At 42.2% G+C, this 25,784-nt stretch carries 19 protein-coding genes and 1 tRNA gene; 7 read left to right on the top strand and 13 right to left on the bottom strand.

Annotated elements, in window-relative coordinates:
* Positions 1 to 38 precede the first annotated feature (38 nt).
* Together ppc and DKT75_RS04415 are read left to right on the top strand one after the other, a co-directional pair.
* Complete coding sequence (gene ppc, locus DKT75_RS04420; RefSeq protein WP_109822219.1) at positions 39 to 2,837, top strand: phosphoenolpyruvate carboxylase; 2,799 nt, start codon at positions 39 to 41, stop codon at positions 2,835 to 2,837.
* A gap of 48 nt (positions 2,838 to 2,885) precedes the next feature.
* A complete protein-coding gene (locus DKT75_RS04415; RefSeq protein WP_109822218.1) occupies positions 2,886 to 3,200 on the top strand; it encodes a DUF1244 domain-containing protein in 315 nt (104 codons plus the stop codon).
* A 125-nt stretch (positions 3,201 to 3,325) separates the two neighbouring features.
* Here the strand turns inward: DKT75_RS04415 and opgC are convergent, their stop codons facing one another.
* The 4 genes from opgC to DKT75_RS04395 form a co-directional block, all read right to left on the bottom strand.
* Positions 3,326 to 4,564: an OpgC domain-containing protein gene (gene opgC, locus DKT75_RS04410; protein WP_109822217.1), complete on the bottom strand. Its 1,239-nt coding sequence runs from the start codon at positions 4,562 to 4,564 to the stop codon at positions 3,326 to 3,328.
* 66 nt (positions 4,565 to 4,630) lie between these two features.
* Positions 4,631 to 7,750, bottom strand: a complete 3,120-nt coding sequence (locus tag DKT75_RS04405; RefSeq protein ID WP_109822216.1) for a hypothetical protein — start codon at positions 7,748 to 7,750, stop codon at positions 4,631 to 4,633.
* A 5-nt stretch (positions 7,751 to 7,755) separates the two neighbouring features.
* Positions 7,756 to 9,195, bottom strand: coding sequence for a DUF3131 domain-containing protein (locus DKT75_RS04400; protein ID WP_109822215.1), 1,440 nt, complete (start codon positions 9,193 to 9,195; stop codon positions 7,756 to 7,758).
* Entirely contained in the window at positions 9,195 to 9,743 is a 549-nt protein-coding gene (locus DKT75_RS04395; protein WP_109822214.1) for a hypothetical protein, read from the bottom strand. The genes DKT75_RS04400 and DKT75_RS04395 overlap by 1 nt, the downstream gene beginning before the upstream one ends.
* Positions 9,744 to 9,952: 209 nt before the next feature.
* Here DKT75_RS04395 and DKT75_RS04390 point away from each other — a divergent pair, with 209 nt between their 5' ends.
* Genes DKT75_RS04390 through DKT75_RS04370 form a run of 5 tightly spaced genes read left to right on the top strand, consistent with a single transcriptional unit; the run spans position 9,953 to position 15,173 of the window.
* On the top strand, positions 9,953 to 11,167 hold the full coding sequence (locus tag DKT75_RS04390) for a PP2C family protein-serine/threonine phosphatase (protein WP_109822213.1): 1,215 nt from the start codon (positions 9,953 to 9,955) through the stop codon (positions 11,165 to 11,167).
* On the top strand, positions 11,157 to 11,489 hold the full coding sequence (locus tag DKT75_RS04385) for an STAS domain-containing protein (RefSeq protein ID WP_109822212.1): 333 nt from the start codon (positions 11,157 to 11,159) through the stop codon (positions 11,487 to 11,489). The genes DKT75_RS04390 and DKT75_RS04385 overlap by 11 nt, the downstream gene beginning before the upstream one ends.
* Positions 11,490 to 11,500: 11 nt before the next feature.
* Positions 11,501 to 11,923 carry an ATP-binding protein gene (locus DKT75_RS04380; RefSeq protein ID WP_109822211.1) on the top strand — a complete coding sequence of 141 codons (423 nt, stop codon included), beginning with the start codon at positions 11,501 to 11,503 and terminating at the stop codon, positions 11,921 to 11,923.
* 35 nt (positions 11,924 to 11,958) lie between these two features.
* On the top strand, positions 11,959 to 13,848 hold the full coding sequence (locus tag DKT75_RS04375) for a glycosyltransferase family 2 protein (protein WP_109822210.1): 1,890 nt from the start codon (positions 11,959 to 11,961) through the stop codon (positions 13,846 to 13,848).
* The gene (locus DKT75_RS04370) at positions 13,845 to 15,173 is read left to right on the top strand and encodes a DUF3131 domain-containing protein (protein WP_109822209.1); all 1,329 of its coding nucleotides are present in this window, start codon (positions 13,845 to 13,847) and stop codon (positions 15,171 to 15,173) included. The genes DKT75_RS04375 and DKT75_RS04370 overlap by 4 nt, the downstream gene beginning before the upstream one ends.
* A gap of 3 nt (positions 15,174 to 15,176) precedes the next feature.
* On the opposite strand, the gene DKT75_RS04365 is transcribed toward DKT75_RS04370, so the two are convergent.
* The 9 genes from DKT75_RS04365 to crcB all read right to left on the bottom strand — a co-directional run bounded on the left by DKT75_RS04365 (position 15,177) and on the right by crcB (position 25,753).
* Positions 15,177 to 16,913 carry an ATP-binding protein gene (locus tag DKT75_RS04365; RefSeq protein WP_109822208.1) on the bottom strand — a complete coding sequence of 579 codons (1,737 nt, stop codon included), beginning with the start codon at positions 16,911 to 16,913 and terminating at the stop codon, positions 15,177 to 15,179.
* Between the two features lies 1 nt (position 16,914).
* A complete protein-coding gene (locus DKT75_RS04360; RefSeq protein WP_109822207.1) occupies positions 16,915 to 17,463 on the bottom strand; it encodes a heme NO-binding domain-containing protein in 549 nt (182 codons plus the stop codon).
* Between the two features lie 464 nt (positions 17,464 to 17,927).
* Positions 17,928 to 18,004: transfer RNA gene (locus DKT75_RS04355), tRNA-Val, on the bottom strand.
* A gap of 56 nt (positions 18,005 to 18,060) precedes the next feature.
* Positions 18,061 to 21,795 (bottom strand): PilC/PilY family type IV pilus protein, encoded by a 3,735-nt coding sequence (locus DKT75_RS04350; RefSeq protein ID WP_158278794.1) that lies wholly within the window; start codon positions 21,793 to 21,795, stop codon positions 18,061 to 18,063.
* A gap of 100 nt (positions 21,796 to 21,895) precedes the next feature.
* Positions 21,896 to 22,366 (bottom strand): pilus assembly PilX family protein, encoded by a 471-nt coding sequence (locus tag DKT75_RS04345; protein WP_109822205.1) that lies wholly within the window; start codon positions 22,364 to 22,366, stop codon positions 21,896 to 21,898.
* Between the two features lie 2 nt (positions 22,367 to 22,368).
* Positions 22,369 to 23,268: a PilW family protein gene (locus DKT75_RS04340; protein WP_109822283.1), complete on the bottom strand. Its 900-nt coding sequence runs from the start codon at positions 23,266 to 23,268 to the stop codon at positions 22,369 to 22,371.
* 33 nt (positions 23,269 to 23,301) lie between these two features.
* Positions 23,302 to 23,841: a type IV pilus modification protein PilV gene (pilV, locus tag DKT75_RS04335; protein WP_158278793.1), complete on the bottom strand. Its 540-nt coding sequence runs from the start codon at positions 23,839 to 23,841 to the stop codon at positions 23,302 to 23,304.
* 233 nt (positions 23,842 to 24,074) lie between these two features.
* Positions 24,075 to 25,349 (bottom strand): serine--tRNA ligase, encoded by a 1,275-nt coding sequence (serS, locus tag DKT75_RS04330; RefSeq protein WP_109822203.1) that lies wholly within the window; start codon positions 25,347 to 25,349, stop codon positions 24,075 to 24,077.
* 35 nt (positions 25,350 to 25,384) lie between these two features.
* The gene (crcB, locus tag DKT75_RS04325) at positions 25,385 to 25,753 is read right to left on the bottom strand and encodes a fluoride efflux transporter CrcB (RefSeq protein WP_109822202.1); all 369 of its coding nucleotides are present in this window, start codon (positions 25,751 to 25,753) and stop codon (positions 25,385 to 25,387) included.
* Positions 25,754 to 25,784 lie beyond the last annotated feature (31 nt).

Raw genomic sequence — 25,784 nt, 5'->3', positions numbered from 1 at the left:
GACAAAAAAAGACAACTACGATTCAACTGAGGCTTTTTATGAGTAACGAAATGCAAACAGCTACCCTGCAAGAACAAGTACGAATGGTCGGTGACCTTTTAGGCGAAGTACTTTGTGAACTAGGCGGCGAAGCACTTTATAACGATGTAGAGCACCTGCGCAAAGGCTACATAAAATTAAGCGCTAATAACAATGATGTCGACCGTGCTGAATTAATGAGGTATATCGAGTCACTTGATATTGATCGTGTTGAAGAAGTTATTCGTTCATTCAATATTTTCTACATGCTTTCGAATATTGTAGAAGAGAATTTACTTCACAGAAACCGTCGTAAGATTTTTCGTACTAACTCAGATACGCTATGGAAAGGCTCTTTCCTAGGCTCTGTTAACGACATGAAAAACCAAGGCTTAAGCGCGGATGAGCTACAAAAAGTCATTAATGAAATGCAGTACTTACCTGTGTTCACCGCTCACCCGACGGAAGCGCGTCGTCGCACAGTCATGGTTATACAGCGTAGTATTTTCTTGACGTTAAACCAACTTCATAATGACCACTTGATCGAAGAAGAACGGACCGATCTTATGCGTCATCTAAAAGCAAAAATCCAACTGCTTTGGCGTACCAATGATGTACGCGTTGACAAACCAACCGTTGAAGACGAAATCCGCTTCGGTTTGTTCTACTTTAACAACAGTATTTTCGAAGCTATTCCTCAAATGTACCGTTACTTTGAGCGCTCAGTTAACAAGGTTTATGGTGAGGGTGAAATCACTATACCGCGTGTTATCAAATTTGGTTCATGGATCGGTGGTGACCGTGACGGCAATCCATTCGTAACCGCTGACGTGACTCGAAATGCCATACGTTTACACATGCAATGCGTATTGAACGAATACATATCGCGTACTCGCTCATTACGAAACATTCTGTCGCATGACCTAGCATTCGTTGCACCTAGCGATGATTTTAACGCATCCATTAAATCGGATGAAGATGACCTGCTAGTTGATGTTTTCAAAGAGAAACCACTGCAACTACGCCACGAACCATACCGCCGTAAGTTACAGATGATGGCTTACCGTCTTAAACAAAATCTACTTCAAGTCAATGCGCGTCTAAATGGCGAAGCAATCACAAGCTTCCCCCATGCTTACAACGGCATCGACGCTTACATGAAAGATCTCTATATCATTCGTGATTCGCTCTATAGCCATGGCGACCAAGCGACTGCGGATAGTGAACTGAAGGACTTGATTCGTATTGCTGAGACCTGTGGCTTTAGCCTGTTTGACTTGGATATTCGTCAAGAATCTACCGAACATACACAAGCAGTGACTGAGGTGCTGGAGCAATTCAGACCTAACCTTGGTTATGCGGATATGGACGAAGATCAACGCATTGCCGTCCTAAGTGAGCTTATTGAAAATACCGCACTACCACGCGCCAACCCTGCTTCGCTGACTGACCAAACGATTGAAGTGTTGAAAGTATTCGACACAATGATTGAGATGCGTAAAGAGACTGGCGATAGCATTTTTGGTACTTACGTTATCTCAATGACACATAGCGCTAGTCACATCATGGAAGTCATGTTCCTTGCGCGCTTAGCGGGTCTTGCGGGTAAAGACAGTGACGGTAAGTACTTTGCTGATATCCAGATTTCACCGTTATTTGAAACCATTGAAGATCTGCAACACATCGCGATCGTGCTAGATAAGTTACTAGCGAACCCTACTTATAAAGCATTGCTAGACGTATCCGGCAATATGCAGGAAGTGATGCTGGGCTACTCTGACTCTTGTAAAGATGGCGGTATTTTAGCGTCTCAATGGAGTCTCTATAACGCTCAGAAGCAAGTGATTGCACTGACTGAAAAATACGATGTGAACTGCCGACTATTCCACGGTCGTGGTGGTACGGTTGGCCGTGGTGGTGGCCCTACGCATGAAGCGATTTTGTCTCAGCCGCCTGACACTGTTAAAGGTCAGATCAAATTCACCGAACAAGGTGAAGTTATTTCCAACAAGTACAGCAACGTTGAAACAGCGGTGTATGAACTTGGCGTAGGTATGACAGGTTTGATGAAAAGCAGTATTGGCTTGGTTAAGAAACAAGGCCCTTATGGTGAACAGTACTTATCAGCTATGGCTAAAATCGCTGAAGCAGGTGAAGCTAGTTACCGTGTGCTTACTGACGATACTGAAGGTTTCCAAGACTACTTCTACGAGAACACTCCGGTTCAAGAAGTGGGTTTGTTGAATATTGGCTCTCGCCCGTCTCATCGTAAAGCCGTGGTGCGTTCTAAGTCTTCGATTCGTGCGATCCCTTGGGTATTTGGTTGGTCACAAGCACGTCATACTCTGCCTGCTTGGTACGGTATCGGTTCGGCACTGGCAAGCTTCCGCTCGGAGTCTACTGAAGGCGAAGCCGCGCTAAAAGACATGCATAAAAACTGGCCTTTCTTCCGTGCACTCGTGAGCAACGTTCAAATGTCTCTAAGCAAAGCACGCATGGATACTGCAAAGGAATACTCGCAGCTTTGGAAGGATAAAGAGCAGTCAGAAATGATCTATCAAATGATCAAAACTGAGTATGAGCTTACTGTTAAAGAGATTCTGGCGTTGAGCGAGCAGTCTAGTTTACTGGAAGCAGATACCCAGTTAAGTGCGTCGTTAACGCGTCGTGAGCCTTACCTTGATCCGTTAAACCATATTCAAGTGATGCTACTTAAGCGACATCGTCCGCTACAGGACAATGACGAAGAGTCGCCTTGGTTGGACGGTTTACTGCTAACCATCAATGCACTCGCAGCAGGTATGCGAAACACCGGTTAATCTGGCATAATCGCTGGCCTTATCGACATAAATAACGAGTAGAACAACATGGATAACGATACGCAAATTAAAGCAGAAGCAGCCGCTTTTCGTGCCTTGGTTAAACACCTTCAGGAGCGTAAAGACGTGCAGAACATTGACCTAATGAATCTGTCAGGCTTTTGCCGTAACTGCATGAGTAAGTGGTATATGGGCGCAGCAAATGAACTGGGTGAAGACATGGACTACGATGCAGCGCGTGAAGCAATCTATGGCATGCCGTTTTCAGAGTGGAAAGAAAACCACCAAGGCAAAGCCAGCGATGAACAGATGAAGGCATTTGCAGATACTAAGCCTTTGCATGCAAAGATTAGCGGACATTAAGTCTTAGCTTAAAGCGTAAAAAGGGCCATGGATAGTTAACACTTCCATGGCCCTTTTTTATTGAATAGTAAGTCCTAAAGTCAGCCTTAAAGACTCCATTTAAAACCTATTATCAAATTACTTCTTTAATTCGGAATTATCTTAAACATAAATCGTGTCTTCACCATCGTCCAAATCGCCAACAATAGACCCACGTGAATACCCGTATTAATCCAAAAATCATTCATCTCTGGTAATGGTGTATTCGCCAAAATCAGTAAGAAGAAGATATGCACATAAAACACATAAAGTGACGCTTGCCCCAGCGGAATAAAGAACCACCCTAGCGCCTTATTAATAGGCATCCAAAAACGTGTCAGTAACGCGTACATGGTAATCAACACCACCGTCACGTTAAGCAAACGACCCGGCCCTAATTTATACTTCTGGAAGTAATTATTATTCAACCAATGGAACGTGTCCGTTGAAAGCCAAGTCAGTTTCACCGACTCAAACTCATCCAATGGGTTGTGCCAAGTCAAAACGATCAACGCTGCCGTGAGTAAGAATGACGCATACAGTAACGCTTTACCCAACTTAGTAGAGAAGAACTCGATCACCTGCTTTTTGTAATAACCTGCCGCAATACCATGCACATAAATAAGCTGCCAAGCGTAAATAGGAAATGCGTATTCAAACTGAGCATTCGTTGGTCGGTAAGCAGGACTGCCGGGGTTAGACTCTGGCGCACCAAAGTTTATAAAATAAATGACCCAACTCAAGCCCAGTAACACCCCTACTCGCTTGCGACTAATCATAAAGAATACAAAAGGTGTCACAAGGATAAACATCACCACGTACATGCCCACAATCTGGAACTGATGCGGCCCTATACGTAACAATAGTGTTTGATGAAGTAGTGTGAAAATACTCGAGTCCATACTGGTAAATAATGGATAGGTTTTCCCACTATAAGGGCTATGGTAAGTCGTGATAATGGTGCTATCGATCTCAGGTATAAATCGTATACCCGCAATAATTAGGATCAACACCACGTTGGTCATATAGAGTTTAACCGAACGATCTAATAACGCTGGCATGACTGCACCAAGGCCATCAGTACGCAATCGTTTACCAAATACCATACCGACCACGACACCAGCTAAAATAACAAATATTTCAGCGGTAGAAACAATACCTATGCGCTCCCAACCAATGTACATAAGCGCAGAAAAGTACTCAAAGTGACTAGCAAAAAGCAATGGGATAACGATGCCGCGCATGAAGTCTAAACGTAAATCGCGGGTTGCGCCTGTATCAAGATAGGACCAAGACCGTGCCTTGGTTTTCACTGATTCTTCAGCTACTGCGTCAGATGCACTCATAAGAATTGCTCATTTTTATTATTACTTGACCAAGAGTGGCACTTCTTCACTTAATAAGTCGTGAATTTAGAACTTCCAGTTATAACTAAAAGACCAAGTACCGTTTTCTTTGTAGTTTGGTTCAAACAAGTCGTTAGGCCCGTAGTTTGAATACTGTAAGTTAAACTTGTTTGGTCGCCAGTCACTATACCCAAAGCCATAAGTCCATTTAGGGTCACCATCACCTTCTAATGGATAACTCAGAGAACTACTGATGTACCAGTTTTCTTTAGGAGACCAGCGGAAGTTAGCAGCTGCAGAGCTGTTTCCATCGATTGGAATATTTAAAGCACCGGATAAACTCAGGCGATATTTTTTTAGTATTTCTGACTTCACAGAATACCCAAAACTCGCTACCGCCTTATCTAACGCTAGGCCATCACCCAGTTTTAGCGGTCCCCAGTTATTCAACTGAGCCGAAAACGTACCTGGATGCCAGTCACTGTAGCCAATCCCCCACGAGTAGCTAAATGGGTCTTCTTCATTCTCTAAGGAGTAGTTCCAACCGCCACGAGCAAACCAATAGTCATCTTTGATTAACTTACGATTGACAGAACCACCAATTGCCCACTTACTATTAGCGAGCGACTTTTTAAGATAAACACCACCTGCTAAGCCAATCGGCTTCCGCTTCCCTTTTTTAACAACGTCACTAGGTAACTCTTCTACAAAGGTTTCATCTATAAAGTAAGGCGCTGGTGCATCGGCTCCTAGACCAACAGGTATATTGGCTGCAGGTGCGCTAAATTGTGCTATATCACGTGCATCAGCGGACTTTTCAGAAAAAATGAAAGTGGCAGGCTTAGTGCTATTTTTATAGTTTTGACTCGTTGAGAGCATCTGTTCTTTAGGTAAGCTCACTTGTGAGCGTTTACCCACAAAGATCTGAGTATTTAGTCTAGCGACGTCCACTTCTTGACTGACTTGAGTCTTAACAGATGCCTTTAATCGCGCTTCTATCTTTTTAATAACAGGCTGCGAATCAGGTTTATAAGATTCAACAGGCTTATTAATTATTTGTTTTTTTTTAGGTCTCTTACCCGCTTTTCTAGCGGCCAAATTTTCCTCGTACTCAGCATATTCTTGCAGTAATTGTTCTACTGTCTTTTCGCCGGACTTAGGTTTATCACCATTTTCATACGGGCTATAAATAAATAGGCTTGATGAGACATCACTGCTTTGTTTCTTTTGTGGTGTTCTTTTAGCTTTTGCCTTCGTTCTATTTCTAGACTTTGATGCTTGAATAGCTGTTAACTTAATTTGTGTTTGTAAACGAGGAACAGCCAATAGGTCTCTAACCTGTTTTTTAATCACAACAGGCTTAAGCATGGTTCGCGACATAGGCTCATTAACAAACACCATACTCTCAACCATCGGCACTGCTAAAAGCTCGTTTAATATTTTCTTTGCAGCTGTTTGCTTAGTCGATACAGGCTTAGTAACCACTAGAGGCTTCACTCTAACCACTGGCTGAGGTTTTGCCGCAACTTGAACATTTACCACAGGTTTAGGCTGCACCGTCACTTGTGGTGTCGAGGTAATAGTAGGAACAAAGTTGCTTTTAACGAACTGTTTCGCTTCCGCCGCAGGTGCTGCTACAGGTAATTTTGCTGGGAGTACTGACTCCAGAGTACCAATATTTGAGTTAGAAATAACGGTTTCAACAGAGCCATTATATTCATTCACAGTCAGTTGAATATTATCAACAATCAACACATTACTACCGGCAGCTAAGCCACCTAATAAGCGCTCAAGTAGCGGCTGATTCTTATCAACGATAATCATTTTTTGGGGCTGAGCTGCCACTGGAATAGCTTGTACTGCTTGAGGTCTCCTGACAACGACTGCAGGAGCAACTCTTGAAGCTGCTATCACTTTATGCGCAACAGGTATTCCTGGGCCATGTACGTCGCCCGGCCTATGCTTATGGGTTGGAGCTGGCCTTGATGAACCAAAACCCGTGCCGCCTGAGCCACTTGTTAAGCCATGTGAATGAGTTTGTATACCATCTAAACCGATACCATTATAAACAACTACTTTAACTTTTGGCTTATCGATGACAAGCTTCGTCAGTAACTTTGGAATAACAGCAGGCTGCTCTTCCACTTCGACTGCTGTTTGTAATATTGGTATGAGTATCTCGATCGGAATAATCACTACCGACGTTTCCAATACTGGTATATCTATCTCAACAGGAACAATGAGTACGGTCGTTTTTAATAACGGTACAAGTATCTCCGTTGGAATAATCAATAATTCTGTTTTTAATAACGGCACTGTAACCGGAATAGGAGAAAGCAATACCGTCGTATTCAACTGAGGAATAACTAGCGGTATTTCAATAATTTTTAACTGCGTCTTTAACAACGGAATATCGAGTAACGGCTCAACTTTCACTTGAGCTTTCAACTCAGGCACAGACACCGGATAAATACACTCAGAGTCCCATGAGTATGTGTACTCAGTAGCTTCAGCCACTTCTGACTGAGCGATTACTTTCTTATTTAGATTATTTTCAAAACGGTCAAACAAGCCAGATGTGTCAGGATGTGGAAAGCACTGCTGACGATAAATTCGATGAAATAACCATTCGAAATCAACGCGTAAACTTTGCTGATCAAAGCTAATTAATTCCGGTATAAAGCGCCCTTCTACTTCGCCAAAAAAGCCAAGAGACTTAAACCCTTCCCAATTAATCGGTGAATTTTCAGGCGCCAACGCTCGACTTACCCCAATGCCATCGCTTTTAATATCAAACAGCACGCCTTCTTGCATTACATCGCAATAATTCCACTGCAACATAGTTCGCTCTACCTGTGTCCGTAGAGCAGGATAACGTTGAGCCGTGTTGACTAGAGTATTCAGCAGAATATCTAACGTCGCAGCATGTAATGAATGGGTTTCGTTTTTAAGTAAATGCTCATCGGGGAAGTTATCAGTCTCGTCTTGGATTTCCCAAAAAGCACCTAACGCTTCCTTTGCGGCACCTTCAGACTGAACACAGTGAAGTACTTTCGCTTTTTCTAGTATTGGTAACTGTGGGGGCTCTTGCGCTGTAACACTGACAGTGCTGCACACAAACACAGACAGTGACAAAAGTGACTGTCTAAGCGTTATGTTTAGAGCACAAGAGCGACGAAGTAACATAGGTATTACTGCTGACTTTTGAAGATACTTGGGTCAAGTTTAAGCTTACGACCGCAGGCATTACAAAGCTGGTACAAAGGTCCATACTTTTTATAAAGCAAAGTACTCATCACGATGCCATTAGTATTAGCACTCATCGCCTTGTTGTAACCCTTACCGTTTTCATAAACACCGGAGTACCAGCCTTTCTTCGGATCATGAGCACTTTCTACCTGTTCTTTCAAAACAGTGCTATAAGGGTCGTCGGGGAACAACATCGCCATTGTCCACGCAGCTTTAGTCGAGACACTTTTTAGCTCGTTATACTGCACACCACGGTCGGTCGTTGTATTCCAAGGCAAACCCGCCGTGAAAATCGTGTTGTAAACGAAGTAAGGTTTACGATCAACGTTATCTTCTGAGATAGCGCTTACGACACCTGTACGCTTCCAACGCTCTTTTTGTACATCATAAATATTTTTAGTCAGTGACGTATTTTCTTCGTTATAACCATGTTCCATAACATCCAAACCATAAGACTCTGTCACGACATAGTTGTACGCGCCAAGCACTCTTGGGTCACGACTATCAAAAGCAATCGGGACATCATAAATCTCCATACCGCTACGGTATTTATTGTTGTAAGTAGCAGCGACAGACTGATCAAAGCCCGTTTCTTTAAATACCTTCCCCGCGTATTGCTCGTAACCTAAACGGCCTTCCTGCAGTACGCGTATTTTCTTAGTGACCGCATCACGTGCTAGACCATACATCTGTCCATTGTTGATAAGACGATCATATTTCCAACGAGACAACACTCTATTTGACTGATTGGTGTACTTAGGATGCTTACAACTTAATGTATTCATCCAAGAAACGAGTCGAGCCAAATCAAGCGTCGACACACCAATACCGTCTTCACTAGGCTTGTTTCGATAATCCACCATCTCTCCGGTAGTCGTGCTGTATACCTTATTAGGTGCTTCATTGTTAAACAGCTTCATTTCACTGAGCATTTTGATCATCGCAACAATGCGGTCATCAAACTGTTTTTGGTCGATAAAGCCAAAATCATGAGCGGCAATCGTTGCAGCCAGTGCTGAACCTGTATCCCACATGGTGGTTGAGGTAAAGTTATTAACTGAGTTAACTAGCCCTGTTTTAGGCTGATAATTATTTTCAAAATACTTCCAAGCAATCCGAGCGGCAGCAAGATCAGTCTCAGCCAAACCACTAATAGGCTTGAAGCAGGCATGTATTTCTTCTTCTGCCTGACTAGGAATACCGGACATACCCGGTGCACCCTGCTTTGCAGCAAATAACTCACTAACATCAGCCTTAGACTCATCGACGTCATCCATCGTTAAACTTGTCCAAGTGATCACACCTACACCGAGTAGTCCACCTAGTAATAATGGGAGATAGCGCTTTAATCGACGCTTTTGATTTTTATTATCGTTATTCATTATGACTTACCTTTAGTCTCGATAAGCACTTTCTCCAGCGCTTTATAAATAGGTGCAGCTGACTTGCTTGCATCTTTTGCTTTCCAAGCTTTAACTAAAGCGTCAATAGTTTGCATAGATGCACGCAATTCTTTCTGGTGTTTAGTGTAGCGATCGCCTGCTTGCCAAATTGCTTTCTTAATACTTTTAAGTAGGTCAGCAGCTTCAGACGCCTTACCGCTAGAACGCAGTACGTCAGCCTTTAATACTTGGCCATAAAGTTCATGCAGTGCAGTGACTTGTTTTTGAGCGGCAACTGATGCCAGCTGCTTTTTCTCTGCTGTTGCCTGCAATTTTTGAGCATCTAAAAAGCTTTCGAAAGACTCTTGAAATAGCATCGCACGCTCATCAACTACTTGTTGCTTCTCTAACAAGGCCTGGTGACTTTGGGATAACTGAGTTTGGGTCAGCTTGATCGCTTGATTTTGACGCTGTGTCGCCTGCATAGAGACGTAACTGAACCAAGCTAACAGCACGAGAATAGCTACATTGATAGATCGGTAGAGCATAATGAGAACCACGCTTTTTTTTATTATTATTCTTTATCGCAGGCGTACATAACATGAATATCCTAAGATAAATATTATCATACCCTTTTACTGCACTCTGTCTAATTTTTGTTGATTATGTTTTACAGTTTTAGATCATTATGCCACACTAGATTTAAAACAAGCAAACGAATAACAATTTTTAAAACAATAAGTTAGCTGAACAAAAAATGAATATCCTAATAGTTGATGATGCAGCAGACATGCGCTTTTTAGTAAGTAGCATAGTCAGAAGACTCGGCCATTCGGTGACTGAAGCAATCGATGGTCTGGACGCTTTAGCCAAACTCAAGGCAGGTGATATTACAACAATTATCAGTGATTGTAATATGCCAAATATGGACGGCTTTGAGCTTTGTAAGCAGATTAGGCAAAGCGACTTCCCTAAATATATGTACATCATTTTATTAACAGGTCTTAAAGGAAAAGACAGTACCCTTAAAGGTATCAATTCAGGGGCTGATGATTTCGCGTCTAAGCCATTGGCCATAGAAGAAATGCGTATCCGTCTACTTGCGGCACAGCGCGTTATTAATCTAGAAGATGATATTGCTAAAACAAATTTGGCACTAAAAATCGCTCATGATCATATTCAGAAAGATCTTGAATCTGCGGCTCTTACCCAGCTTAAATCTCTACCACCACCACTAAAGTCAAAGTCTGTTTCTACAGAATGGTTTTACAAGCCAGCCATTTTTATTGGTGGCGATACCTTTAACTATTTTGAGACTCAGACCAACTGTCTTGTTTTTTATAGTCTAGACATATCTGGTCATGGTATTTCAGCAGCAATGCTTTCTATGTCGATGCAAGTATACCTAGGGCTGAAGCGAGGTTTTTATGGCGGTCCTATTACCAGAGAGCGTTTACCTGAAATCCCTGCACTTTTTGCTAAAAACTTAAATGATTGTTTACTAAACCAACACAATCATGATCATTATCTAACCATGATGTTCGGCATAATCGATATGGATACTAATAAGGTGTACTACACCCAAGCAGGACACCCACAGCCATATTGGTACAAAGCGGCACAGAATACGATTGCCCCCATTGACGTCAATGGTTTTCCAGTTGGACTAGTGCCTGATGTGGAATACGAAACCGAGGTACTGCAGATGGAGCCCGGTGACAAGCTTATCGTTTACTCTGACGGTATCAACGAAAATGATTCTCTTATCAACCAACAACCATTAGATGGTGATAATTTAACGCAGCATTTTGAGCAGATAAAAGGACAAAGTACCGCTCAAATGATGCAGAGCATAGAAAAAGAGTGGCTATCAGAAAGTCAACTGAATGCGTTACCTGATGATGTTAGCTTCCTCGCCTTTCAGTTCGAAAACCCTACCCCCAAAAAAGAGAACAAGAATAATGAAAATTAACTTACAACAAGAAGGCAGCGTAACAACAGCTGTTATCGACGAAACACGTTTAGATGCATCAGTTGCACCTGAGTTTAAATCAGCGATGGAGGCAATTATTACCTCTGGAAATGACCAACTGATTATCGACATCAGTAAACTAAGCTTTATGGACAGTAGTAGCCTTGGCGCAATGGTTGTAGTGCTTAAGAAGATTAGTGCCACAGGAAAAATGGTTATTTTTGGAGCATCCGGAACAGTGTTAGAACTATTCAAGCTTACCCGCATGGATCGTATCTTCACCTTGACGAATGACATCGAAACGGCAAAAAATTACTTTTAATCGGAAATCACATGGCACACTGGCAAATTACAATTGATAGCAACTTTTCAGCAATTAGAGAAGCCTCTGAGTTGCTACAAGAGTACTGTGCCCAGTGCCAGATTTCACCTGAACTCGGCGGGCATTTGGAACTCATCATGGTAGAAGCACTCAATAATGTGATTGAGCATGCCTACCAGGGTGAAGACGGTCACAAAATTGACATTGAACTCATCGATGAAACTCAAAAAACAATAATATCGATCACTGATTATAGTCAAACCGCCCCAAGCCTGATGGGTAATCAGAAAAAAGAACTACCAGAAGAAGACTTATTGCCCGAAGGGGGTTGGGGTTTACCTCTTATTCAGGCTTTAGCTGATAGTATTGATTACTCTTTAAACAGTAAAAACAACCTACTGATCCTGACTAAGAATAAAATTAACAGTCATTAGCGGGCAATCTAAATAAAAAAAACAAGGTAACGACTATGAGCTTTTATTTTGAAAAGTTCGAGCATCGAAAGCCAGAACCGCCACTAGAACACTCACCTAACCGTGAACTGTTATGGCAATATCTAGCTATTATCAATCTAGTCTTAGGTATTTGGTATATTTCATGGCGATGGACTTCATCTCTAAACTTAGACGCTCTTTGGTATGCCATACCACTCGTTATCGCTGAAACCGGTGCCTTTATTGGACTGTGCTTTTTCACCTTCAATTTGTGGAAGGTAGAAGATACACCAAAGCAAAAGCCACCAGTGTTACTTAGTGACGTGACTAGTTACACGCCCCAAGAGGATCGCCCTCTAAAAATCGATATGTATTTTCCTAGCTACGACGAAGACCCAGAGCTGGTTCGTCTTAGTATCAGAGACGCTAAAAAAGTCACCTACCCTCATAATATCGACATCCTAATTTCTGTCTTAGATGATGGAAAACGTGATGCGATGCGCTTAGTAGCGGAAGAAGAAGGCGTAAATTACATTACTCGTGACAGTAATATCGGCTTTAAAGCCGGTAACTTGCGAAATGCAATGGAGCAGACAAGCGGTGATTTCATCGTTATTTGTGATGCTGACACTCGCCCCTTTCCTACTATTATCGAACACACACTGGGTTATTTTCGAGACCCTAATGTCGCGTGGGTTCAAACACCTCAGTGGTTCTTTGATTTACCAGAAGGCCACTCACTGACTGATAAGTTAGATAAGCGCTTTTCAACGCCCGGTCGAAAAGTCGGTTCGTTTATTGAAAAGATTATCGGCCCAGTAAAGTTTGGTGAAGACCCTTTCGTTAATGACCCGAAGATGTTTTACGATGTGATTCAACGCCGGCGTAACTGGTGTAATGCATCGTTCTGTTGTGGGGCTGGCTCCATCCATCGTCGTGAGGCCGTTATGGAAGCGGCACTTAAAGCCTACGCTGAGTCCATTGATAAAGAGATTCAAGATAACAGTCAAAAGATCATTAAGATTACAGGTGAAGATAAACTCGACCCTGTGGCTGAGGCTAGCTTAAAGCATCAAGTATTACAGGATAATGAGTTCACGCCTTACCGTTTCCATGTATCTGAAGATATTTATACGTCTATCGTGCTACATACAGATGAAGGCCGTGATTGGAAGTCGGTCATGCACCCAGAAGTAGAGTCTAAAATGCTCTCGCCACAAGACTTACTGACTTGGACAATACAGCGTTTCAAGTACGCTGGTGGCACATTGGATATTGCTAAAAACGATAACCCAGTATTTCGTAAAGGCATGAGCATGCCGCAGCGCCTTATGTATGCGACAACGATCTGGTCGTACATTGGTGGTATTTGGAACTTCATTTTCCTTTGCGCACCACTCATCTATTTATTCTTCGCTATCGCGCCTGTTACCGCATTTTCATTCGATTTCTATGCGCATATTTTGCCATTCTTAATCATGAATGAACTGGCCTTTATGGTGGGTTGCTGGGGGATTGCGGGCTATAGCTCCAAAGCTAGTTACCTCTCCTTCTTCTCCAATAACCTTCGGGCAATTTGGACAGTTATGAAAGGCGAAAAAATCAGCTTTCCAGTCACACCAAAAGATCGGCAAGAAGGAAATTTCTTACATCTTCTGATTCCACAATTAACCATTATCGGACTGACCTCACTGGGTATTTTGTTTGCTTGGTGGCAAGTGTCGACAGGAAAAACTGGCTACTCATTCGACGGTGTACTCCTTAATACTTTTTGGGGCTTGAACAATATAGTTGCACTAAGTGGCATTGTATTAGCGGCACTATGGAGACCGTCTGAAGAAGAGGAAAGTGCAGAAGTAGAAGCTAAAGAAGAGACGACAGAGAGCGTCTTTACAGAACAACCAATTATGCGAGAAACAACATGAGCTTAAAAACAAATATAATACGTGCTCGGGGGCATATTGTTTTCATACTGGCGTTATTGACAGCCTTTGGTATTGTCATCACCATGGAAAACATGAACTTTGATAACCGTGTTGCTTCACGCTCAGCTGTGAAGAATGAAGTAGAGATTGAAATACCTAAGCAACGTGCCATCACCGCTGAAGAGCGAGAATGGGCCAACATTGCTTGGAAGTATTTTGAGAACAATACCATTGAAGAAACGGGCATGGTTAACTCGGCTAACCAGTACAACGCCTCTACGCTTTGGGATACCTCTTCCTATTTGATGGGGCTAATCTCGGCTTACCGACTTGATATCATTCCTAAAGAAGAGTTCAGTCAACGTACGCGCAAGCTATTAACATCACTTGCGGAGTTGCCGCTTTACGATGGCAAACTACCCAATAAGTCATACAACACGATTAGTTTGGCGATGGTTGACTACACTAACAAGCCGACGCCAAAAGGGATTGGTTGGTCTGCAATTGATATTGGTCGTCTTATGGTGCCTATCAACATTTTGGTTTGGCAGTACCCTGAGTTTCATCAGGAAGTACAGTCGGTTGTTGATAAGTGGGACCTTGCAGCAATGGTCGACAAAGGTAGCTTATTTGGTGCTCTTCGTGAAAAGAACAAAACGACCATGCTTCAAGAAGGTCGTTTAGGTTATGAAGAGTACGCGGCAAAATCTATGCAGTTGATGGGTTATGACGTTAATGAAGCGTTGGATTACCAGTCTTGGTTGAAGTACATCAACATCTACGGTATCGATATCGCCACTGATAGTCGTCGTCCTGAAGAGTTTACTGCACACAACTACGTGGTAAGTGAGCCTTACATTTTGGATGGTCTTGAGTTTGGTTGGGACCAGATCTCAAAGCAGTTCGCCAACCGCGTTTATGCTGTACAGGAAGCTCGCTACAAGGATACTGGGATATTAACGGCTGTGAGTGAGGACAACATCGATCAAGCGCCCTACTTCGTTTACAACACGGTATTTACCGATGGTAAAGAGTGGAATACGATTACGGAAGATGGCAAAGATGCGAGTGAGTTCAAAAGTCTAAGTACTAAAGCAGCCTTTGGTTGGCACGCACTGTATGAGACGGACTACACAAAGAAGCTAATGGCTGTTGCAAGCACATTGCATGATGTTGATAAGGGCTGGTATTCGGGTCGTTACGAGAAGTCTGGTAAGCCAAATAAAGCGCTTACGGCTAATACTAATGGTATTATCTTAGAGTCTATTGCTTATAAAGCACTTGGCCCGCTCATCAAGAGCAAGCCAACCTTAGCTCAGAAGTAATCATTAACGCTGGTCTAACCAGTGCACTAATGTCTTACCAAGTTTATCCTGATCGATAGGCTTGGTAAGATAATCATCCATCCCTTTCGACATATACTCTTCAGACGCCCCTTCCATTGCATTAGCCGTTAACGCAATCATCGGTGGCATCACTCGTCCAGAGTCTTTCATCATTTCGCGAATCTTTTGCATGGCTTCAATACCACCCATTCGTGGCATTTGAATATCCATGAGCACTAGACTGAAGTCCTCTTTTTCACAAGCCTCAACACCTTCTATACCATCATTTGCCGTACTGATTTTAAACCCACACTTCTTTAATAGTGCCGTTGCGACCATTCTATTCACCGCATTATCGTCAACTAACAAGATGTGATGATCGTCACCCGGCACTTTTTCATACCAGGCCTTCTCGACAACCTCTTCTGGCACATCGATACTTGTCACTACACCACCAGTGTTGCGAAGGTGCTCATAAAACTTGTCTTGAGTGATTGGCTTAATGAAACTGTCTATCCCCATTTGCTGAATTAGCTCAGTTAGTGGACAGCTTGGCTCGTTAATTCGACGAATGAACAACCAGTTTTCGGAGTCATCAGCCACTTGAAAATGATTATATAAAGCGACTCTCTGATCATAGTCGATACTTTCAAAGTCTATGATAAAACGATCAAATGGTTTCTTCTCATCCTGATGCCAGGCGATGAGTTGTTCTATGCTATCTGCTAACGTTAACTTACCGCCCAACGCCTCGAACTGACGGGCAATCACTGGATGAATCAGCTTATTACCTTCATACAGCACATAACTAGCATCCAGCCTTTTTTCAGTGTGCTTAGAGTCGGCAATCATCATCGGCATTTCTACCCAAAAACAACTCCCTTCACCCAGCGTACTGTATAAGCCAACATCACCCTTCATCAAGGTTGCTAAGCGTCGAGAAATTGACAACCCTAAACCCGTACCTTGAGGGTTAGTTTGATCATATTTGCCTTGAGAAAATGGTGTGAATAATGTTTTTTGCGACTCTTCATCAATACCACAACCAGTGTCATGAATTTCAAAGCGTATCGAAACTTTATCGCCTTCTTTTTTCACCAACTTAACTTGCAAGTCGACATAACCAGTATCAGTAAACTTTAACGAGTTACCCAACAAGTTGATCAATATCTGGCGTAGACGGAAAGGGTCACCAATGAGATCTTGCGGCACGCCTTGGTCAGACTGACATAACAGCTGCAGTTCTTTGTTAGCGGCTGTAATGGCCATCGAGTTGAAAATATCTAATAGCAACTCGCTAAGATTAAACGGTCGATTAAAGATTTCGAATTTGCCGGCTTCAAGCTTCGACAAATCTAAAATATCATTGATGATAGACAGCAGTGACTCTGAAGAAGATAGAATCACCGCTGCTTGGTTTTTTTGCTCGTGTGTCAGCCCTGTGTCTAGAAGCAAGTTAGCCATACCGATAATGCCGTTCATAGGCGTACGGATTTCATGACTCATGGTGCTTAAAAACGTTGTCTTAGAGCGACTAGCAGCCAAGGCATTATCACGTGCTTCTTCTAGCTCTTTGGTCCGGGTCTGTATTTGCTCTTCCAATGAGTTAGCAAAATTTGTTAGCTCTTTATTTGCGCTATATAACTCTAGACTTTTTTGCTCCAACAGTAGTTCTGCTTGTTTTCGAGCATTTTTCTCTCTGGTGAGTCGCCTAACTTGTATTGCTAATTCATCACTCATTTCAAGCTCCAGCTTTTGTTAGCGTAAACTTCACGAGATTATTTTGGCCCCCAGAAAGGTCTTCTGCGTGCAAAGTAATATCTTCTTTGTAGTAAGCAATACAACCACGAATCAAACCTTCAGCAACAGGTGCTAATGGTCGTTTTGACTGGTAAGTCATTTCAAGGACTGAAGGGTCTGGCTGCTCTGTACCAAAAGTCGGTAGCTCAGCATCTGGATATAATTTTCTAACTTCAACGTGTACGTGACCTTCTATAAGGTTTAGAAAGTCAAAGCATGACTCCACACCCACAAAGAAGCTCGGATACAAAGCAACGAAACGACCAAACAAATGCTCGCCAAATACTTTTACCAGCGGCACAACTTCAATACCAGACTCATTACTTAAGTGTCCGACCATTTCGATGAGCTCTGTATGGTGATAAGTACCAACGGAGGTGTAAGCACCACCCGTTGAGAGGTCTGATGCTTCAATAATTCTGTCTGCCACTTCTGGTGAGAACTTGTCTTCAACCATTTCTAGAAATTCGGTAAAAACGATACCTTTCATGGGTCTTTCCCCTTTTTTTATTAGTTGTAAGCTTATTTATTTTTATTTAGATCAATTATACATCATAAAAAATAATCGAAATAGTGCTTCATGCCCCTGATAATAACTTTCCAAAACTTCTAACACCCTGAATCTCGATCAAAAAAATATAATTTTTATAATAAGTTGAGAAGTGAAAACGAGGTCACCCAGATACAAAGGTATTAACACCTGATGCTGCTCTTAACTGACTAGTCAGTTGTTAACCTAATCTATGACTCTAAGAATATTAACTGTGTGAGCTATGACCGCGACAGTGCGTTTTTTGATAGCTAGTTAAGGCAACTAGTGAGGAAAAGTGTAAGTCCGCATAACAGATATGCGCATAGCTATAGAAGTGGCTTTTCTCTGAAAAAAAAGCAAAAAAAAAGGCATGAAATTAATCATGCCTTTTTTTGAATTTCCATCTACCAGTATCAAAATACTGGTAGGCACGAGTGGATTCGAACCACCGACCCCTACCATGTCAAGGTAGTGCTCTAACCAACTGAGCTACGCGCCTAAAGAGGGATGAGATGTTACCCTCTGAAATTCAAATGTGCAATCCAAATCCTAATATTATTTCGTAGGATCTGTCCAAAACACACTTTCTAGCTTAGATACATCATGCTCTTCCAGTGCCGAGTTCTTTTTACCAACACGAATGTCGACGAATTGGCTACATGCGTCAGAAGTACACACCGGCTCATTAAACACCTGCTGCGGTGAACCTGGAATTTCATTTTCACTAATAATCAACATCAGGTCAGAATCAGTAATCGTTCCATCACCATTTAAGTCACTTCCCGCATTACCCGTCAGTACATTCATTGAGTAATAACGACCTTGAGTTTGTGGTGACTCACATAAGTCTTCTACCGCAACTTCAGCATTAGCGTCGGGCACCAATGTTGTAAACATAACATTACCTTGAGAAGTAACACTGGTTGCCAATACCTTCTCACTATCTTCTGGTAAGACAAAGTACCAACCTGACTTACCGTCAACGTCCATAATTGTCTTATCTTCCAAGGTACCTTCATCAATGCTAGAGATTGAGTTACCTCCAGTAGCAGTGATCTCCACTAAGTTTGCCGATTCAGTCAGCGCAACAAAAGACTCAGTACTATTTAATTTTGTTTCTAATGGGATATTAACCGCACCATCAATCAAAACATAGAATCGGTCTTCTATATCACTATTCGCAGGATGAGCACGGTAACCACTTCCAATCGAAACAGTTAAGTACCTCTTTCCTAGGTGTGTAAACATCGCAACATCGGGCTCGTTAAAAAACATCCGAGGGTTAATATCACTACCACCTAAGTCTGCAAACTTAACCAGTCTTGCATCAGCAAAGCCGTAAGTAGGACCTATTGGAAGTTCTAATCGGAATATCTGCCCACCTGTATCAGCGAAGTACATGCGGTCAACTGCACCATCTTCATTCATATCTAGAAGTCGTGCGCCACCCGGTATGCTATGAGTGAGTAGTGTTTTATTACTCAATGCACTACCTAATGATCCACCATTTTGAGCAGACCAAAGTAACTCACCCGTTTTAGCATCGACGATAAAAATATCCATTCCGACGGTATCTGCACTTCTAGCGACCGTAGTCACTTCATTATCTTGATTGGTGTCATAACCACCCGTGAAGATTGCAACTTCTCTTGGCGCACTAGACGCATCTACACGAATCTTTGCTAAGTAAGGTGTAGACCAGCTTTGACCTAGAGTACTAAAGCCTGATGTTGTTGCACCATCAATTTTCCATAGCAGTTTAGGGTCATGAGGACTAGTCACATCAAGTGCGTAGTACTCTCGACCACCTCGGCGCATACCAAAGTAAAGAATTACCTGATCTTCGCTTCCTGAAGCAGCACTGATACCACCACCATCAGCATCATGAACCCATGTAGTTATGATTCCATCAATACCGTAAGCATGATTACCTAAATCAGAATTATCGTATTGCGTCTTGAGGTTCTTCAACAAAGATTCAGGCATGAACGCGAACAGCTCTTTACCAGAGGTAGTATCAAATGCGTGAAGATATCCCTCATTAGTAGCTGCATATATGACTTGCTGACCCTCAACGCCTGTCGTGGCATGGTCTTCATGATAAGTAACAATGACCGGCTCAGTGTGAAGCATGTCACCAATATGAGGAACTGACTCGTACTCTTGAGTTTCGACATCCAAGATACGGCCGCGGGCAAAGTTGACGAGTTTCTTTCTTTCATCTTCTGTAGCACCTGTCTCAAGCCCTAACAATGTACTAGTAAGAGAGCCGCCATCTAAAGCATTAGTCTCATTAATCTCATTTGCTTCGACAGACAAGTCACACTCAGATGCTCCACAAGCCACATCCGTTAAAACAGTTCGACTAACAGGATTGATCAACTCAGAAATACCACCTTTCTCTACATCTTTTCCGTCTGGTACTGACTCTGTTGCCGTTGACCAAAAGTCGACTGCACTATCTTCAAATACACCCAACTCATTGACAGCAACATTGCCGTAAAGGTCAGTAATAGAGGTGACTGACTTACCATCGACTGTACTTTTCGATAACTTAAACTTCTTTAGATTTCCATTCCAGCGAGGTGCGAGGTGCTTATCAAACACAGGAATATAAATGAAGTCTTCATTTTGAATACCGTTCTTCATATCTATGCTGTAACCAGGAGATGCATAAGAAGAAGTACTCGCTGTAATATTCGCTAATATTTCCGCAAAAGCACCTGACAAAGCCACTTCGTCTTCAACAGAGAAGAAACCTTCAACCTCCGATGTATCTGGGTCATCTGCAGTTACTAAGCTTTTAAGATAGTCCGTTGCGTCAGGGTTATCCCCTAGACCAAAACCGATTGCGTATGTGTTAATCGGTTGGCTACCGATTAAGTTACTGTTATCTGTGTCTGCCAAGAACCGTGTTAACTCTGGGCCACAAATACCGCTTTTAAACCCGCTAGGTGTAGGATTTGACTCACAATCTTCATAACTAAACGTTTCGTCACCACCTGATTTATCAAGCAGTGGTGCAATAGTCCCTGCTTTCAAGCCTGTATAAACAGGACCTTCAACTAGAGACAATGATATCCCACCACGAGATGATATATTTGACTCGTAAGATGTTGGCTGTCCATCAGAAAGTAGAACAATATAGTTGTTCTGACAAACTTCAGTGATAGGCGTTTTATAATCCGCTTCAACTACAGAGCCTTGGTCTTCATTACAAACCTCGTAGTCGCAAAAATTTTGCTCTATTTCTTCTTCTATTTCTACTTCCACTTCTTGATCAGAGCACACATCATCATACGACCAATAATAACCACCACAACCATTACGTCGACCACTATTACTACAAGACCTCACCAAGCTCCATTGTTTCTCACAAACAGTGGTGGTTTCAGTGACGGTTTGAGTGACTGTTGTAGTCTGTATTTCGCACTGCTCGTTTATCTCGCAGTTTTCATAATATCCAGGCGAGTCCTGATCTCCCGACTTTGCTGCACACTTATACCAATCAGGAATACTAGTAGTCGTTCTATTTAATCTGCTAGTGGTTGTCGTACCGCACTTTGTCCCCATCGGAGTACCATGATAGGTCGATGGATGCGCTGCCCAAGTATTATTATGGTGTGCATAGGTATCTACATTCTCTGTATTACCATCTAACCCTTCAACATTTCTCTCACCAAACGTAACCGTTTCACCACGGAAATACATAGCTGCCTCAAATAGAGCACCTACTATCGGCGTTCCACCGCTGTGAGACTCTTCCTCAAGAGCGTCCCCTTCTTTCTCAACCTCATACCAAGAGTTTTTCCAATACCAGTCCGTCATTTCCGACAGATAATTTCTAACGGTAATTGTCTCACTGGGCTCATGTAAATTACTGTATACCCAAGCTGGGTTACCATCGTCATGCTCAGGTAAAGAGTCTACGACGATGGGACGTGCTAAAGAGTCGATGTTTGTAATCGGAAACTTAATACCATGGGCTTCAGTACGATAAGGTAATTCACCGTAGTTCATAAGCCCAATATTCACTGAACTTGAAGCACTGCTTACCACAGTTTGAAGCGCTGACTTCATCGCCTCAAAACGCGTACTGCCTGAACTTTCTACTTCTTCATCCATTGAGCCCGACACATCAAGCACAAACATGACATTTGGGTCAGCGTTGGTTAACGAATCTGAGAAGTATATTTCTGTATCATCGGCCAAACCTACACCACTAAGCTGTAAGCCAAACACCAATAAGCAACTTTTAAAGAGCGCCGTCCTTTTTTTATGTTTAATCATTTTAAAAATTACCTTATTTTTATTTTTATCTGTTACTAGCTTAGTCATGATTTTTCAGGAAAACCGGAGACAGCATCATCCTATTACAAACAATAACCACTTAGTCTAGGAAACTTCCCTTAGACAAATTGGGAGTTAGCTTACCTGCACCTTGAAAGTGAGCCGCTTTTGCACCGGAGGTCTTCATTGATGCTCTAACTTGAAACATAAATATGCGACACGGCGTACTGTCAGGGCCAAGACTTGTCGCAAGATTATTAGGCGTACACTGATATTCTTTATCAAGATCTACAATCTCAGATGTAGAAACTATGTCTCTCGCATCATCATCAGGCGCGTTTACATCTGTTGTCATCCACTGATATAGCCAGTAAAAATCAGCATCTTTTTGTATTTTAGACTCTGCCGCTTGGTAAACCTGTAAAGTCTTTTGATAGTTGTTTGCAATAATTAAGTCCATCGTAGAAATTTTCATTGCTGTAACACCAAGAATAGTCAGCACTAATAACATCATTAATGACGTTATTAGTGTCATACCAAGCTGTTTATTTTTATTTTTATTTTTATTCATATTTATAGCTCACGAAATGCTCTGTTCGGTAGCACTATTGAAGTGGTATATACCCTATAAAGACGCTTATCTGCTGCTATGGTAATCTCTTCATCTAGTAGGACAAAAACTTTCGATTCTGATTTTTCTAGTACTTCTTTTTCAGATCTAACTAAAATAGCGGCTTGTACGCTAACCACTAGACCCCACTGAGAGTTAGCAGTAATCGCTTCAGCATTACGGTATTGATAACTACCATCATTATTTATAACGCCATACAAAAACTGCATGTTTTCAATATTTTCGGCTAAAGGCTGTGTACCTCCACGAGAACCTTTACAACGTAAAGCGCGACCACCATCAGCTGTGCTGATATGCAAGTAGCTATACAGTTTTGCGTCTGCTGGCGTATACATTCCATCATCTTCATCTGAGCTACAGGCTAAAGGAATCTCTCCTTCCATGCAGTCTTTCAGAATTTGTCCAGCAAGCGGTTCATTAGGGCTATCGGCAATACTGATTACAACAACCGCATCACGTTTTGCTCCAGTTGATCCGCCAATTTGTTCAGTCTTTTTATTTAGAATATTAATACTAGAGGCCGAAGACGAAACTAATGTTTCACTACCTCCACGGCAATCAGGGTTGGGAATATCATCTGTTTCGGCATAAAACGGCGCATCAAGATGCAGGTTACGCATTGATGGATAACCAGCATGACTGACTATTTGTCGGATTGAAGCAAGCGCTATTCGTGCACTTTCTTCCATTGCTGTAACCTCAGTACGAATACTGTCTGTACCTTTGGTGCTTATGTAAACATTGACTAGGCCGCCAATTAAGAACAAACCTATAACCATTGAAACCATTAATTCGATTAATGATAAACCGGCATTCCTGCGAAGACTTGCTTGCTGACGCATAGCACTCTACTCCACTCTATTTTATTGTTATTTTTAAGGGATAAAGTTTAGTTCGTAGCTTCTAGCTTGAACTTCAGTTCCTTCGTCGTCATCGTCGACTTCATTCCACCCAATATTTATTGTGTGTTCAACGCCGGCTTCGCATGCGACTGTTCCACAGTTTATTGCTAGCGTTGAGTTTGGAAGCTGATAAAAAACACCACCGCTACGCTCACTACCTTGAGTGCGACCACAACCAGACATCTTCAAGTCATAAGCAGCTGCTTCTGTTGTTGAGCATACGTTATCGCCATCACACGACTTAGTCGTATCTGTTGTGCTACAAACCGCCCTGTCCACTTCTTGTTCATACAGTGCATTTGCTACTGCTGAAGGATTGAGGCGCATACGGTCCGCAAGCTCTGTCGCAGCAATGCTCGCAGCTGTTCTAAAATGTGCATTATTGGCACTTTTAAGTGAGGTCAGTTGTAATCCACCAAGCCCTAGTAGACCTATAGATAAAACAACGAGCGAAATCAAAATTTCTATTAGCGAGAAACCTGACTGCACTTTGAGTATGTGCTTTGATAACATCATATTTTCCTAATGTTAAGAGAAATATTCTCCCTTAGTATTATTTTTATAGTTGCTATCAATATAAACGTTGGAACGCTATTACACAAGTTAGCGCAAACTTTATCCGACCGAAGGATAAAACGCAGGGCGATTTAAGATATTGTTTTTAAAGTGTTTTTATATTTTTTCATTTATCGCCAGAACCACATATACTAGTTTTGAGCCAGTATATGTAGTCTTAATACAAAGCCTTAATCTAGAAGCTCAACGCCCCCCATATAGGGCTTCAAAACATCAGGAACACGAATGCTGCCATCAGCTTGTTGATAGTTCTCAACAACAGCAACCAGTGTACGTCCAACTGCCAAACCAGAACCATTCAACGTATGTAACAACTCTGGCTTACCTGTTTCACTATTACGGAAACGGGCCTGCATACGACGTGATTGAAAATCAACTGCGTTTGAGCAAGATGAAATTTCACGGAACGCTTGCTGACCAGGAAGCCAAACCTCTAAGTCATAGGTCTTAGCCGCTGAGAAACCAGTATCGCCACTACACAATGACACAACGCGATAAGGTAACTCTAATTTTTGCAAAATAGCTTCTGCATGACCTCTCAGACGCTCTAACGCAGCCCAAGAGTCATCAGGTTTAACAAAGTGCAGCATTTCAACTTTTTCAAACTGGTGCTGACGAATTAATCCGCGAGTATCACGGCCGTAAGAACCTGCCTCTGATCTAAAGCACGGTGTGTGAGCTGTAAACTGTAATGGCAATACCGACTCATCTACAATCTCATCTCGTAGCAAGTTAGTAACAGGTACTTCTGCTGTTGGAATCAAATAGTAATTTTGTTCGCCTTCAAGCTTGAACAAATCTTCTGAGAATTTCGGTAACTGCCCTGTTCCAAACAAGCTATCTTCATTCACAAGGTAAGGCACGTAAACTTCTTGGTAGCCATGCTCCGCAGTATGCGTATCTAACATAAACTGAATAAGTGCACGGTGCAGTCGAGCCATTTTTTGATGTAGCACGACAAAACGAGAACCTGTCAGCTTACTTGCCGCTGCAAAGTCCATCCAGTTGTGACGCTCACCAAGTGCAACATGGTCTAACGCTTCAAAGTCAAAGCTAGTAGGTTCGCCCCATGTTGAAACTTCAACGTTATCATCTTCGCTCTTTCCCACTGGAACAGACTCATCTAACAGATTTGGCATCGCATTAACCAATGAATCTATTTGAGCTTGGATCTCACCTAACTCCTGTTCGCCTGCTTTAAGCTTGTCGCCCATATCAGCAACTTCATCGAGCAGAGGCTGAATATCTTCACCACTTGCACGAGCCTTACCGATCGCTTTGGAGCGAGTATTTCTTTCACCTTGAAGTGCTTGTGTCAATTTCTGAACTGACTTTCGTTGAGACTCTAGTGCATTAAAAGCCTCTACATCTAAAGTGTAACCACGTCGCAAAAGCTGCGCCGCAACATCGTCAATATTATTTCTTAGTAGTTTGATATCAAGCATGATTATTTTAAAACCGTCATTTCAAAGAGAGTGATTTAGCGGGCTAGTATAACCCCGACCCAAACAGCTGTCAGGCTGCATGTGACGTTTAATAAGATATTTAAAAAAGCCTTAGTAACAAAACCAGACTGAATCAAATTTAAGGTATCCATAGAAAAGGTTGAAAAGGTGGTAAATGCGCCAAGAAACCCAACCAATACGGTGAGTCGAATCATGGGGTCAAGATTTACTTTATTCATGAAGTAAATACTAAGATACCCCATCAAAAAAGAACCAAGCACATTAACCGTGAGCGTCCCATAAGGAAAAGAACGACCAAAAGAAGCAGCCATCAATTGTGAAACACCATAACGAGATACGGCACCTATTGCGCCGCCCAGCATAATTGCAATGATCTGTCCCAACAGTCATATCCTCATCTATGTACAAGTAACA

Origin of the sequence: Leucothrix arctica, from assembly GCF_003172895.1 — a bacterium.
In the GTDB taxonomy this organism is placed as follows: Bacteria; Pseudomonadota; Gammaproteobacteria; order Thiotrichales; family Thiotrichaceae; genus Leucothrix; species Leucothrix arctica.
Note: the sequence above shows the minus strand (reverse complement) of the source record. Positions and strands in the feature narration are given on the sequence as shown.

Coding starts and splice junctions, on each gene's coding strand:
- DKT75_RS04345 (WP_109822205.1), bottom strand. CDS start 22,366: ATGAATAAAAATAAAAATAAAAATAAACAGCTTGGTATGACACTAATA.
- DKT75_RS04385 (WP_109822212.1), top strand. CDS start 11,157: ATGAAAATTAACTTACAACAAGAAGGCAGCGTAACAACAGCTGTTATC.
- DKT75_RS04405 (WP_109822216.1), bottom strand. CDS start 7,750: ATGTTACTTCGTCGCTCTTGTGCTCTAAACATAACGCTTAGACAGTCA.
- DKT75_RS04390 (WP_109822213.1), top strand. CDS start 9,953: ATGAATATCCTAATAGTTGATGATGCAGCAGACATGCGCTTTTTAGTA.
- serS (WP_109822203.1), bottom strand. CDS start 25,349: ATGCTTGATATCAAACTACTAAGAAATAATATTGACGATGTTGCGGCG.
- DKT75_RS04415 (WP_109822218.1), top strand. CDS start 2,886: ATGGATAACGATACGCAAATTAAAGCAGAAGCAGCCGCTTTTCGTGCC.
- DKT75_RS04395 (WP_109822214.1), bottom strand. CDS start 9,743: ATGCTCTACCGATCTATCAATGTAGCTATTCTCGTGCTGTTAGCTTGG.
- DKT75_RS04380 (WP_109822211.1), top strand. CDS start 11,501: ATGGCACACTGGCAAATTACAATTGATAGCAACTTTTCAGCAATTAGA.
- DKT75_RS04365 (WP_109822208.1), bottom strand. CDS start 16,913: ATGAGTGATGAATTAGCAATACAAGTTAGGCGACTCACCAGAGAGAAA.
- pilV (WP_158278793.1), bottom strand. CDS start 23,841: ATGTTATCAAAGCACATACTCAAAGTGCAGTCAGGTTTCTCGCTAATA.
- ppc (WP_109822219.1), top strand. CDS start 39: ATGAGTAACGAAATGCAAACAGCTACCCTGCAAGAACAAGTACGAATG.
- opgC (WP_109822217.1), bottom strand. CDS start 4,564: ATGAGTGCATCTGACGCAGTAGCTGAAGAATCAGTGAAAACCAAGGCA.
- DKT75_RS04370 (WP_109822209.1), top strand. CDS start 13,845: ATGAGCTTAAAAACAAATATAATACGTGCTCGGGGGCATATTGTTTTC.
- DKT75_RS04400 (WP_109822215.1), bottom strand. CDS start 9,195: ATGAATAACGATAATAAAAATCAAAAGCGTCGATTAAAGCGCTATCTC.
- DKT75_RS04350 (WP_158278794.1), bottom strand. CDS start 21,795: ATGATTAAACATAAAAAAAGGACGGCGCTCTTTAAAAGTTGCTTATTG.
- DKT75_RS04375 (WP_109822210.1), top strand. CDS start 11,959: ATGAGCTTTTATTTTGAAAAGTTCGAGCATCGAAAGCCAGAACCGCCA.
- DKT75_RS04360 (WP_109822207.1), bottom strand. CDS start 17,463: ATGAAAGGTATCGTTTTTACCGAATTTCTAGAAATGGTTGAAGACAAG.
- DKT75_RS04340 (WP_109822283.1), bottom strand. CDS start 23,268: ATGCGTCAGCAAGCAAGTCTTCGCAGGAATGCCGGTTTATCATTAATC.